10 protein-coding genes and 1 pseudogene are annotated in these 13,673 nt (G+C 25.5%); 3 read left to right on the top strand and 8 right to left on the bottom strand.

Annotation, left to right across the window (positions count from 1 at the left end; genetic code table 4):
• On the bottom strand, positions 1 to 292 hold a 292-nt coding region (locus tag F795_RS0100790), incomplete at its 3' end, for a helix-turn-helix domain-containing protein (protein WP_022935852.1).
• A gap of 154 nt (positions 293 to 446) precedes the next feature.
• Between F795_RS0100790 and F795_RS0100785 the strand changes: the two genes are divergently transcribed.
• Positions 447 to 1,817, top strand: coding sequence for a M17 family metallopeptidase (locus F795_RS0100785; protein WP_022935851.1), 1,371 nt, complete (start codon positions 447 to 449; stop codon positions 1,815 to 1,817).
• A gap of 15 nt (positions 1,818 to 1,832) precedes the next feature.
• Positions 1,833 to 3,206 (top strand): M17 family metallopeptidase, encoded by a 1,374-nt coding sequence (locus F795_RS0100780; RefSeq protein WP_022935850.1) that lies wholly within the window; start codon positions 1,833 to 1,835, stop codon positions 3,204 to 3,206.
• Positions 3,207 to 3,269: 63 nt separating this feature from the next.
• On the opposite strand, the gene F795_RS03325 is transcribed toward F795_RS0100780, so the two are convergent.
• The 5 genes and pseudogenes from F795_RS03325 to F795_RS0100760 form a co-directional block, all read right to left on the bottom strand.
• Entirely contained in the window at positions 3,270 to 6,425 is a 3,156-nt protein-coding gene (locus tag F795_RS03325; protein ID WP_022935849.1) for a type I restriction endonuclease subunit R, read from the bottom strand.
• A gap of 26 nt (positions 6,426 to 6,451) precedes the next feature.
• Entirely contained in the window at positions 6,452 to 7,294 is an 843-nt protein-coding gene (locus F795_RS04510; protein WP_022935848.1) for a restriction endonuclease subunit S, read from the bottom strand.
• A gap of 252 nt (positions 7,295 to 7,546) precedes the next feature.
• Positions 7,547 to 7,663: pseudogene (locus F795_RS06995) on the bottom strand (restriction endonuclease subunit S); the annotation flags it as partial.
• 46 nt (positions 7,664 to 7,709) lie between these two features.
• Complete coding sequence (locus tag F795_RS06270) at positions 7,710 to 8,873, bottom strand: restriction endonuclease subunit S (RefSeq protein WP_022935847.1); 1,164 nt, start codon at positions 8,871 to 8,873, stop codon at positions 7,710 to 7,712.
• Positions 8,866 to 10,455, bottom strand: coding sequence for a type I restriction-modification system subunit M (locus F795_RS0100760; protein ID WP_022935846.1), 1,590 nt, complete (start codon positions 10,453 to 10,455; stop codon positions 8,866 to 8,868). Before F795_RS0100760 ends, F795_RS06270 begins: the two co-directional genes overlap by 8 nt.
• A 336-nt stretch (positions 10,456 to 10,791) precedes the next feature.
• Between F795_RS0100760 and F795_RS06265 the strand changes: the two genes are divergently transcribed.
• Positions 10,792 to 11,568 carry a hypothetical protein gene (locus tag F795_RS06265; protein ID WP_022935845.1) on the top strand — a complete coding sequence of 259 codons (777 nt, stop codon included), beginning with the start codon at positions 10,792 to 10,794 and terminating at the stop codon, positions 11,566 to 11,568.
• 48 nt (positions 11,569 to 11,616) lie between these two features.
• Here F795_RS06265 and F795_RS06260 read toward each other — a convergent pair whose 3' ends face one another.
• Together F795_RS06260 and plsY are read right to left on the bottom strand one after the other, a co-directional pair.
• A complete protein-coding gene (locus F795_RS06260) occupies positions 11,617 to 12,810 on the bottom strand; it encodes a hypothetical protein (RefSeq protein ID WP_022935844.1) in 1,194 nt (397 codons plus the stop codon).
• Positions 12,811 to 12,914: 104 nt separating this feature from the next.
• Entirely contained in the window at positions 12,915 to 13,634 is a 720-nt protein-coding gene (gene plsY, locus F795_RS03320) for a glycerol-3-phosphate 1-O-acyltransferase PlsY (protein ID WP_022935843.1), read from the bottom strand.
• Between the last annotated feature and the right edge of the window lie 39 nt (positions 13,635 to 13,673).

Raw genomic sequence — 13,673 nt, 5'->3', positions numbered from 1 at the left:
TTTCAATATTGATTTTAAAATTTGCTGCCTTTTGAGCATCTAAATTTATTTTAGATTTTCTTCCTTTTTTCTTTTCCATAGCAAAAGAATTATAACCAAACTTTTTGTATTTTTCTATTACTGAATAGCATGCTGAATAAGAATTTTTCATTATTTTAGATATTTCTAAAATGCTAAAATCTTGAAGATATAATTCAACAATTTTTATTTTTTGATCAAGTTTTAATTTCAAATAGCCTTTTATATCTCTATTTCATTTGCTTCTTTTTTCTTTTTTAAATTTGAATTGCATAAAAATGAACCCCTTTCCAAAAAGTCCGGAATTTGGGGTTCACTCTAAACTAAATATTAAACCTATTTTCTTTTTTAATTAAAAATGTTTTATAATATAACATACTATAGAATTGAAAAAATTAATAGTAAAAATAATTAGTGAAAGGAAAAAAATGATATCTAGTTATCTAACAAAAAGAAATAAAGATATGCTTTTAAAGGCAGTGTATGAAAAAGATGTTAATAAAGAAACATGTTCATTAATTGCTAAAAAAGCTAACTTTATTACTGAATTTTTTGATAAAAATGAAGCGTACATTTTTATATCAAAAGAAGTAAAAAACTACTATGACTTACTTAAAGTAATTGACTCAATTATTTTGAGTGAAAGAAGAAATTATCAAATAGATATAAATTCATTTATTTGTGAAAACATCTCATTAGACGAAGTTTTAAGAGCATTTGTAATGAGAGAAGCATTTCATAGTGCAAAATTATATAGTGCTAAGTCAAAAGAAAAAGAAGAAGAAAAACCTTCAATTTCATTATATTTAGAAGATGATTCTAAACAAAGTTTTGTAAAAGAATTATCAATAATTGCTTCATCAATTAATGGTGCAAGAAACTTACAAATTACTCCTCCAAATATTGCAACTTCAGTATTTATTGCAAATGAAATTAAAAAAGAATTTGCGAAAGTTAAAGGTTTGACAGTAAAAGTTTTAGCCAAAGAAGAAATAGAAAAATTAGGTATGAACTTATTACTTGCAGTTAATGCTGGAAGTTCACATGAACCTAGAGTAGTAATTGTTGAATACAAAGGTAATGCAAAATCAAAAGAAAAATTTGTATATGTTGGAAAAGGAATAACATTTGATACTGGTGGATATAACACCAAAGGATATTTCATGGAAGGCATGAAATTTGATATGTCGGGTTCTGTAATATGTGCTTATGCTGTTAAAGCTGCTGCTGAACTTAAATTAAAAACTAATGTTGCTGCAATTATGATGTTAACCGATAATGCAATTGATACTCACGGAACACTTCCTGAATCAGTATTTAAATCAATGAGTGGTAAAAGTGTTGAAATTACTGATACCGATGCTGAAGGTAGGCTTGTACTTGCTGATGGACTTTACTATGGTGCTACAAAATTGAAAGCAAGTTTATTAGTTGACGTTGCTACTTTAACAGGAACTATGTTAACTGCACTTGGAAAAACATATTCAGGTATATATTCAACAAGTTGCAAAAGATGAGACGAATTTAATAATGCAGCTAGCGAAGCTCATGAAAAAGTTTGAAGAATGCCTTTACACGAAGCTTTCCACAAACCTAATAAATTATCATTAGTTGCTGACCTAAATAACTATTCAACAACAGAAAAATCAGATTGTAATACTGCTGCTATGTTTTTAAAAGAATTTACAAACAATGTAGATTACATCCATTGTGATGTTGCCGGAACTGCTGATAAAAATGGAATGGGACTTGGAATTTTAGTTTCAACATTAGTTGAACTTGCTAAAAGACAAAACTAATTTTAAGGAGATAAAATGAAATTAATTAATCAAATCGACAATCAAAGAAATGAAGATGTTCTTTTAAAAGGAATTTTCGAAGAAGAAAAACTTCCTACTAACTTAGTTAAAAAGCAAGGATACATTACTGAATTTTTAAGCGATAAATTAGCATACATTTATTTAGGAAAAAAAGAAGAATTAAAATATGATTCATTATATTCATTAGCAGTATCACTTATTGATAAAGTTGCAAGAAACTACCAAATTGATCTTGTATCATTTGTAACTGAATCATTAACTTTAAACGAAGTTATTGATGCATTTACTAAAGGAATTAACTTTTCAGCATTTGAATATTGAAATGCTAAAACATTTACTAGAAAAGTAAATGAAAATAATTTAAGTCTTTACTTAGAAAATGTTACACAAGAAAACCTTGAAGCATTTAATAAAGCTTTAATTTTAATTAATGCACAAAACTTTGCAAGAAATTTAGGTGTTACACCTCCAAACAAATTAAATAGTGAACAACTTGCTGAAATAGTTGCCAAAGATTTAAAACAATACAAGAACTTAAAAGTTACAGTTCTTAATAAAGAAAAAATTCAAAAATTAGGAATGGACTTATTGCTTTCAGTTAATAAAGGTTCTATGTATGAAGCTAGAGTTGTAATTATTGAATATAATGGAAATCCAGAAAGCAAAGAAAAAACAGTTTATGTTGGAAAAGGGATTACATTTGATGCTGGAGGATATTCTCTTAAATCACCTAAATTTATGTTAGGTATGAAATACGATATGTCAGGTTCAGCAATAGTTGCTGCAACAATGAAAGCTATTGCACAACTTAAACCAAAAGTTAATGCCGCTGCAATTATGTGCATTACTGATAATAGAATTAATGGAGATGCTTCATTGCCTGATTCAGTATATACCTCAATGAGTGGAAAAACTGTTGAAGTTAATAATACAGATGCAGAAGGAAGACTTGTATTAGCCGATGGACTTTTCTATGGCGCTACAAAATTAAATGCAACTCGTTTAATTGATATAGCAACTTTAACTGGCGCTATTGTTAGAACCTTAGGAGAAAGTCACACTGGTATTTGAGCAACTTCAGAACAAGCATGAGAAGATATTAAAAAGGCTTCAAAAATTCAACATGAATTAATTTGAAGAATGCCTTTTGATGACGATTACGAAGCATTTATGAAAGGTTCAGTTGTAGCTGATCTTAAAAATACAGATTACACAGGAAATGCAGGATCATGTTCAGCCGCTATGTTCTTACGTGAATTTACAAACAAAGTTGAATATATTCACTGTGACATTGCTGGAACAAATGATATTGATGAAAAACCAATGTTTGCAATGGTTAAAACATTAGTTGAAATGTCATTAAAATAATTCCAATAATAATTTAAAAGAAAATGCAACTTAATTACTAGTTGCATTTTTGTTATTTTAATTTTAATTATCTTGGTGTTTAATTAGTATTTCTTCTAAAGCCTTATAGATTTCTTGTTTTATTTTGTATCTATTAGGATCTAACATACTAATTTTAGGCATTATATTAACTAAATCAGTTCCTTCATAATTAATATATCCTTTTTCTAAAGCCTTATTCATAAAATTAATTGTTTTATCTTTATTTAGATTAAATTTTTTAATAGCTGCATTAATATCATCTAATCAGCTAGTTTTTTCAAATTTTCTAAATTCTGTAAAAATATCAGTTTGAGCGTTTACATTAATATTTATACTTTCAACAAATTTTTTAATTAATTCTCTCTTTGGTCTTAAACTTGGGCTAGCATCAATAAATGCACTAATATCCTCGAATTTAGGCACATCAATAGTTGTCATTTTATCATTTAATAATTTTAAAATATAATCAACATTAATATCATCAGATTTAATTAAATCTATTTCTCATTCAAGGTCATGAGAAATGCTTACTTTTTCCATTATTTGTTTTGTATGATATTTATCATATAATGTAAGATATAAACCAGTAAAGTCTTGCTTTTCTCTATCGTTAATAACTTTATCGGGCTCATGCTCTTGATATTCATCAAAAAGTTTAAGCATATTTTCTAATTTACAAAATTGATTAAAGTTTTTAACAAATTCCTTTTCTTCTTTATCAGTAGGCAATTGATTGCAAATCGAATCATATAAAGCTTTAATATTTTCAATTAATTCAACAAAACCTATATGTCTTTCATTTTTTTCATCAACATATCCGTAATAATATTCTTTAAATGATCTTATCTTAACAATGTTTATTGCATTATTATTTTTATTGGTAAACAATTCAATTGCATTATTAATTTCATCTTCTAATTTTTGAAAACAAACAATGTTTCCTGATTGTTTTACTGAGTTTAAAATTCTATTGGTTCTAGACATTGCTTGTATTAAACTATGTTGTTTTAATTTTTTATCTAATCATAAAGTATTTAAAGTAGTGGCATCAAATCCAGTCAAAAACATATTAACCACAATAGCAATGTCAACATCTCTATTTTTAATTCTTAAACTTAAATCTTTATAATAATTATTAAAACTATCAACATTTGTAGAATATGTTGTTTCAAACATTGCATTGTAATCTTTTATTGCGCCATCCAAAAAATCTCTTGAGGATTGATCAAGACCTTCAGCACTTTCATTATTTTCATCACCCAATTCATCTTCAGCTTCATTAGGACAAAAACTATAAATTAAAGCTACTTTTAATTTTTCGTTTTCAGGTTTTGAAGCTTGTTGCCTTTTAAACTCATCGTAATAAATTTTGGCTGCTTTAATTGATTGACATGCCAAAAGAGAATTAAATCCATTAAGAGATGATTTTTGTTTTTTTGCTGTTTCATTTTTTGAAGATACAATTTCATTAACATTAGTAATAATTGAGTGATAAAAATATTTATCATTTCTTTTTGTCTTAGAACTATAATTGTTCAATATATATTCAACAATTTTAGAAATACGTTTAGTATTTATAAAAGCTTCTTCTCGATCTATATCTCTAATTAATTCATCACTAATATCTTCATTATATTCTGTTTTACCAACATAATCAATTTTAAAAGGTAAAACATTATTATTTATAATAGCTTCAACAAGAGTATATTCATGGATTGGATTCCCAAACAATTCCTTGGTTGTCATTGTTTTTCTAATATTCTCTTCTTTTATATATTTCTTATAATTTGAATTATCACTAAAAATTGGCGTACCTGTAAAACCAAATAATATAAATTTCTTAAATGATTTTTTAGAAATTTTTTCATTATATTCACCAAATTGTGAACGGTGACACTCATCAAAAATAATAACCACATTTTTATTAAAGATCGAATGATTAGAATTTTTATCAATAAATTTACCAAGCTTTTGAATAGTTGTAATTATTAATTTAGAACTAAACTCATAACTTTCTAACAATTCTTTTAATTGATTAGAAGTAGCATTAGTAGCAGCACACCCTTTTTCAAAATTTTCATATTCTTTTATGGTTTGATAGTCTAAGTCTTTTCTATCAACTACAAAAAGTACTTTATCAACTTCAGGAAGTTCTTTTATTAAAGTAGCAGCTTTAAAAGATGTTAGAGTTTTTCCAGATCCTGTGCTATGTCAAACATAGCCACCCTTGTGAGTACTATTAAATAAATCTTTATTATTTTTAACAATATTAAATATTCTTTCAGCAGCAATAATTTGATAAGGTCTAAGAACTTTTAAAATTTTATCTTCAGTTCAAACACAATACTTAGTTAAAATATTTATAATGGTGTGTCTTGCAAAAAATGTTTCTGTAAAGTCTATTAAATCAAATATTCTATTGTTTTTAGCATCTGACCAATATGATGTAAATTCAAATGAATTACTTGTTGTTTTTTCTGATGTAGAATTATTTTCATTATTTTTAATAGTTAAATAGTGAGTACTATTTGAATAATATTTAGATTCACGACCATTAGAAATAACAAATATTTGTATATATTCAAATAGACCTTGTCCATTTCCGAATGATTCACGACCATATCTTTTAATTTGATTAAAGGCTTCCTTTATAGGAATATCTCTTCGCTTTAATTCAATATGAGCTAAAGGAAGACCATTAACTAAAATAGTTACATCATATCTTGTTTTTCTTCCATCTTTTTCTTCATTAATAGATTCATATTGATTGATTACTTGAAGCACATTATTATGAACATTGCTTTTGTCAAGTAATCTAATATTTTTAGTACTTCCATCTTTTTCACAAGTTAAAGCATAAATAAAATCTTTTTGAATTTTATTGGTTTTTTCTTGAATGTGTTCATTTTTGTTAAGCAAATATTTATTTAAGAATTCATTTCATTCATTATTAGTAAACTTATAATTATTTAATTTTTCGATTTGTTCTTTTAAATTTTTAATTAAATCTTCTTCAGTTTTTAAGTCCGTTCTATATTCATAACCTTGAGATTGAAGCTGTTCAATAAACTCTTTTTCTAAATCAGCTTCAGTTTGAAAAGTAGTTTTCTTTAACTTTTTAGAAATAAATTCAGCCAAAACAGTAGATGTTCCATCATCAACAAGTATTCTTTGGCTTTTATTAACGTTTTTAATCATTTTGCTCCTTTAATAAAGAAAATTAGTTATTTATTAAATTTTAGCAATTTATTTAGATAAAAATCAAATTGATTTTTTCTTAATTTAATTTCTTGAGGTAAACCTTCATTTATATCTTTTGCATATAATTCAAGTTTATCAAGTATTTGAACAATTTTATTTTGAATATCAAGAGAAGGGATTGGAATAATTAAATTTATAATTTCTTTCATATTCGGGTGTTTTATAGAAGAGCCTACAAAATTGTTTCTTATAAAATTTATTTTGCTTTTCAAAAAATAATAAATAAATTTTAAATTTCATTGTTTTGGATCTTTTGATGAAAATAAGATATTTAGACTATCAATAAAATAGCCTTGGTGATATTTTAAAATAGCATCGCCACCACTTGGAATAGAAATTACTTCACCATAATTTATATTTAAATCCTTTTTATTATATTTGGTATATTCATCATAAAGCCCGGTTGATAATAGTCTAACTTCATTACAATTTGGAACCAAAAAATATTTTTTTAAATTAGTTGCAGAAATATGTTTAAACTTCAAAATTGTTTCTTGTTTGTTTTTATCCACACCTTTAAATTTCTTATCAAAGTTTACAATTGATCACAATTCTTTATATTCAATGGTAAAATTCAAAATGTTTTCTAAAAACTTGAGGCATTCAAGTTGTTCACTACCTATTGCCCCCCCCGTCTTGAAGGTTAACAATTTATTAAGGTAATAATCATATTGTTTTTTACGTTCGCTTACTTCTAAAGGAAGACCTGTATTTATATCTTTTGAATAAATTTCTAACTTATCTAATATTTGAACAATCTTATTTTGAATTTCTAGTGAAGGAATTGGCAAAATAATATTTGACATTACATTACTCATTAATTTGGGATTACCAGATCCCCCGTTTACATAATTGTGTGTATTAATTTTTAATATATAATGTAAATATTTAGGTACTAATTCATTAAAATTTTTGACTTTTAAAAGTCCACAAACGTTTGTAATAGAAAATTTACCATTTCTATAAAATGTTGATCCTGCATAAGCTCCATCAGTAGTTCATGTTACATATTCACCATCAAAATCATAAGTATTGATTTTTCCTAATTCTCCATTGTTTTCGGTTTGAGAAGAATAAACAGGATATATTCCAGTATTATTTTTTATATAGTCTTTAGAATAAACTTTACCACGGGTAATATCACAAATTTCATCAACTTTTTTATATTCAACTATATATAAAAAAATATTTTCTAGAAGTTTTAAACTTTCAAGTTGTTCACTACCTATTGCCCCCCCCCGTCTTGAAGGTTAGCAATTTATTAAGGTAATAATCATATTGAGATTTTCTAGCATTTAGTTCAGCTGGTAACCCTGTATTAACATCTTTATTATATGTTTTAAGTTTTTCTAAAACTCTTACAATTCTATTTTGAATTTCTATTGAAGGAACTTTAATTTCAAAATCTTCTAGTGCTGATTTTGATAAACCTTTAATAGCAACCCCATTGGCTTTATTGGCTAAGTTTGGTTGTTCATTTTTTAAAAAGTAATATAAATATTTTTGATTATATTTTTCTTCATTATTCGAAAAAATATAATAACAATGTGCGCCTGCTCAAAATTTTTCTTTTATAAATTTAACATTGCCTGCTGATTCACCACCTTGAGAAATAGCAATATGATTTTCTTCAACATTTCATTTGTCATATTTTCCAGAAGGATCTACACCACCGTTATAAACAAAATACTCACCATTATTAAATAGTTCCTTATTTAATTGTTGGCCAATATTTATTTTTGATATATCCTTTAATTTATAACTTTTAACTTCTTTATTAAGAAAATTATCATTTGTTAATTTTCTTAATAAAGATTGATTATTGTCAAAATCTAATAATTTATTATTATAATGCTCGTATTGAATATTGCGAAATTCTAGCTCCGCTTCTAGCTCCGCTTCTAGCTCGCTAAAATTATCCAATATTTCAACTATTTTGTTTTGAATTTCTATTGGAGGAACTGAAATTTTAAAAGTTTCAACTACTGATCTAGGTAAATTTGGTGGAGTACCTAAACCTTTATTTTTAATAAAATAATTTTCTTTACTTTTTAAGAAATAATATAAATATTTTGGCGTTAATTTATTTAGATCATTTGTTTCAATAATATAACTGGGATCGCCAACTCACGAATTTTTTTCAAGAAAAGTTACTAAGCCTGCAGAACCATATTTAACAATTAATGAAGCATTCTTTTTGGTATTTCATTTACTATATTTCCCAAAAACATTAATTGAGCCATTATAAACATCAAATTCACCATTTTCTAATAACTCTTTTTTAGTGATTCTCATTCCATTCTTTATTGTTGCGACTTCTGGCAATGAATATTCTTCCACTCCATTAGGACAATATTTTTTAAGAAGTTGACCGATCTTATTCATCTTCACCTTCTTCTAATTCTGCTACAATTGTATCTATTTCTTTACGTAAAAAATCATTGCGTTTAACAATATCTCTAATTTTTTGATTAAGAACTTTTATGTCAACTTTTTCTTTTGCATTTTCTTTAAAAATATAAGAATTAACTGATAAATTAAAATTGTTTTTAATAATTTCAGATTGAGGCACTAATCTAGAAAAGTTTTCAATTTCTTTTTTATGTCTAATAGTTTCAATAATATGACTAATATTTTCATCACTTAAAGAGTTTTTATCACCTTTTTTAACAAATTCTTTAGAAGCATCTACAAAAAAGATACTAGTATCATTTAACTTATTTTTTCTTAAAGTAATAATACAAGTTGAAATACTTGTTCCAAAAAATAAGTTATCAGGAAGTTGAATAATAGAATCAATGGCATTTTCGTTTTGAACTAAATATTTTCTAATTTCTGCTTCTTTTCCAGATCTATATAAAATACCCGGGAATTCAACAATAGCTGCTGCTCCATATGAAGCTAGATAATGATATATGTGTAGCACAAAAGCAAAATCTGCTTTGCTAGCAGGAGCTAAAGCAGTTACTCTAAATCTTTCATCGTTAGCAATTGTAGGATTTTTATCTCCTTGTCATTTTGTAGAATAAGGAGGATTTGAAACTATTGCTTCAAAAGGTTTGTAATCATTATGTTTTGGATCTAATAAAGTATCTCCAAAAAAGATATGAAATTTATTAAAGTTTATATCATGTAAAAACATATTAATTCTTGCTAAGTTATAAGTGGTTAAGTTTAATTCTTGACCACAAAAATTACCTGTAACATTATCTTTTCCTAAAATTTTAGCAAACTTTAGTAATAATGAACCAGAACCACAACAAGGGTCATACACATTTTCAATTTCTTTTTTATCTTTTTTGTCTTCACTATTGTAGTCAATTATAGTTAGTCTTGCTAAAAGCTCACTTACTTCTTGTGGTGTAAAAAACTCTCCGCCAGATTTACCAGCATGTTTTGCATACATAGTCATTAAAAACTCATATGCATCTCCAAACAAATCTATAGAATTATTCCTAAAGTCGCCTAAATTAAAATCATTAATGGCTTTTAAAACATTAGCTAATTTTCTATTTTTTTCAGTTACAGTATTCCCTAGTTTTTGTGAATTTAAACTTAGTATGCTAAATAAACCTTTTATATCCTCTTCAGAGCTTGAACCAATCGAAGAACTTTCTATGTTTTGAAATATTTTTTCAAGAGTTTCATTTAAATTTTCATCTTGGTCAGCTCTTTTTACAACATTACAAAATAGCTCTGATGGTTTAATAAAAAAACCTTTTTCGTTAATTAATTGTTTTTTTATAATGTCATCCTTAAATTCATCATCGCTAGAATCTGCATAATTAAAATCAGGATCATTTTCTTGCTCATTTACATATCTAGTAATGTTTTCAGAAAGAAAACGGTAAAACAAAATTGTTATTATATATTCCTTAAAATCTCAGCCATCTACTGATCCACGTAATTCATCAGCAACCTTTCATATTGCTGAATGCAATTTATCTCTTTCGTTGTTTTGTGCCATATTTTTTCCTTTAAAGCTCAAATTAAAATATTTATATGTAAATATAAAACTATTATACACTAAGTATAAACAAAAGCAAACTTTATGCTTATACTATAAATAATTTATATAAATATTGAATCTTGCTTAAATATAATTAAGTAAGATATTAAGCAAGATTTAAGCAAGATAAACTATAAAGGTTTATAATATAAACTTAATTTATTAAATTAAAAGGGGGAATGTAAATTCTTTTTTATTAATTCTTATTATTCAGCAAGACGTATTATAAAAAATAAAGAATATAAAGTAACCACTTTAGAAATAGCTTTATTAGGTATTTTACTTGCTATCTACATGATAACAGCTGCTTTGGAAAAATATTTATTTCCAAAGCAATTTAGAATAAGTTTAACTTATGCTGCTTTTATTTTATTTGGAATTATGTTAGGTGCTATAAAAGGTGCATTTTTAGGTATGCTTTGCGATACTCTAAAAATGACAATTTTTGGTATAGGAAATTGAATGATTGAATATGCTATTATTCCTCCAATGATTGCTATTCTTAGTGCTTTGTTTATGCGCCTTATTAATCTTAAAGGAAAAAATATTTGAACTTTAGGTTTCATTTTTTTAGTAATAGCAACAATATTTTTAGTTGTATTTTTACTAAAAAAATATAACGTAATAAGTTGGAATGAAAACAAAGCAAAACTAAAAAAAACAGACCTTGTTCCAGTATATATTGTTTCAATAATTAGTGGAATAGGTATTAGTGGAATTTGGATATTTGCGCTTGGCTTATTTATTATATATGCTAAAAATATGAGTTTTAAGAGCAAATGGCGCGCTCAATTGCTTTTTGTGATATTAGTTAGCATTTTTATAATTCTTGTGATTTGCAGATGATTTTGAGGTCCTTTTGCCTATATAACTTATCATAATAGATTTCATATTAAAGGTGGAACTAAGTGAAAATATGGCGATTATTTTGCTATTTTTATGACCCCAATAATCTTTAAAACATTAATAGAAATTCCAATTTATACAACAATAATTTATTTCCTTTATCCATTAACAATGTCAATAAAAAGAAAAATTAAACAATATATAAATAATGGTTTTGGCAAATAAGAAACAAAAAATGATGGTTTCATTTCCATCATTTTTTAATATATAAAATTATTTTTTAGTAATTTCAAATTTGAAATTATCATATCCATCAATAACTGAAGCACTATGATCATCAGTGCTTTCATCTCATAAAATTTTGTTTACTAAAACAAATTCAAGTGTAAGTTTGCTTTCATCGGCGTTAGTTAAAGTAGCACCATGATCAAACTTTTTACCTTTGTTTTCTTCTTTAGTAGCAACATTAATAATGTTATAAGCTGAGGACATATAATCCCTTAATAATGTTCTAGAATAATCAATTAAAGTATATTCCGATCTTCAAAATTGAAAAGGATGGCTTTTAACAGCTGTTGTAAACATAACAAATTTGTTACCAGCAGCAAAAGCATTTTTAGCATTATTAAATTCTTTTTCTGTAGTTTTTAAAAGATCAGCGCTAAAGTCTTTGGTTGTAATATCTCTAAAATATTTAGCAAATAAAGTTGCAACTTCTTTTCCTAATGTTTGAACTTCGCTATTAGCAAAGTCGTCTTTTTTATCAAATTCTTTTGATAATAAAGCATCTAGTTTTGGTAAGATAGCTTCAAGTTCACCTTGAACTTCATCTCTTTTATTTAATCCTGTAGCACCAAAAATGGTATCTAGTTTAGTAGGATTTAATAAACCATTAACTGCAAATTTAATATTTATAATTTGTTTTCCATTAGTTCATCCATAAATAGTTTTATCTAGTACTTTTTGAAGAGATGCAAGTATTGTAGCTATTTCATTTTGGTTAGTAAAAAAGTCTTTAGTTAATAATTCTTGTAATTTTTCATAATCAGCTTTGATTTTAGCTTCATGTGGTAATTTTCCATTTTTAACACTATTATATATAGTTGTAATATTTTTGAAATTTTCTGCTACAACTTTCAAATTTTCTTCATTAAAAAATTTAGAAACTAAATCAAGGCTAACTAATATGCTTTTTAAAAGATCAAGGTCATTTAAATCTTTTATGCTTCCTAAAATTTCATCTAATTTTTCATTAAAAGTATTTTGAAAATTTCCTAATTCTTTAAGCAATTCGCTCTTAGCTTTCAAATTGGTAACTTTAGTTTCAATTTCTTTTTTTAGTTTTTGGTCTTCCGTTTCTTTTGTTTCTTTCTTTTCTTTCTTGTTGCATGCACAAGAAACAAAAGCAAATGGAGCTAATAAGGGAGCTAATGTTATAGCGCCTCAAAGTATTTTTTTGTTTTTCATATTGTTTTTTCCTTTCTTATAAATTAAAGTTAGCGATATCTATTTTACATAAAATATCGTTTTTTTAAAATAATTCTGAAATATTTTTTAATGAAAATGAGTAACTAATTATTTTTAATTTGTTCACTATTATTTTTCATATATTTATAAAAATCGAAGATAGATTCTTCTTTATTGGAAATACGTATATAGTTAGGTATATGCATTAAAAGTATTAGAGCAGAAACTATAACTAAACAAATGCTGTGTAATGGTCAATATACATTTTGATTAGCAAAGCTAATTAAGATGTTATGATCATAATAAAAAGGAATATAAGATAATAAAGAAATAACAATTGAACTTAAAACAGAAGCTAAAGAAATATATCTAAACATTAGTAAGATAATAATATAAAAAATAAATAATAAAATAAATAAGACAATATGAAATGTTAAAACTATTCCAAAGAAGCAAGCAACTCCTTTTCCACCTTTAAATTTAAAAAAGATAGGAAAAATATGGCCTATTACAATGCCAATGCCAGCAACTAAAGGAATTACATAACTAAAATTTGCTGATGTTTTAATCATATATCTTTGTAAAAGTACTAAGAATAAACAAGGTATAAAACTTTTTAAAAGATCAAAAATAAATACTTGCAATCCAAAACTAAAACCGAAGTTTCTTAAAGCATTTGTAGTGCCTGCATTACTTGAACCTATTTGTCTAATATCTTTGCCCATTCTTTTAGATAGCAAAATAGAAATATTAATTGAACCAATTAAATAAGCTAAAACTAAAATAATTAAATTAATTCAAATATATCTTCAATCAAATTTCATAATTAATAAAATTATAAATAAAAATCCAATAATGTTTAA

The organism is Metamycoplasma orale ATCC 23714 (assembly GCF_000420105.1).
GTDB classification, from domain to species: domain Bacteria; phylum Bacillota_I; class Bacilli_A; order Mycoplasmatales; family Metamycoplasmataceae; genus Metamycoplasma; species Metamycoplasma orale.
The sequence above is the reverse complement of the archived record's forward strand: the minus strand, read 5'-3'. Positions and strand labels throughout refer to the sequence as shown.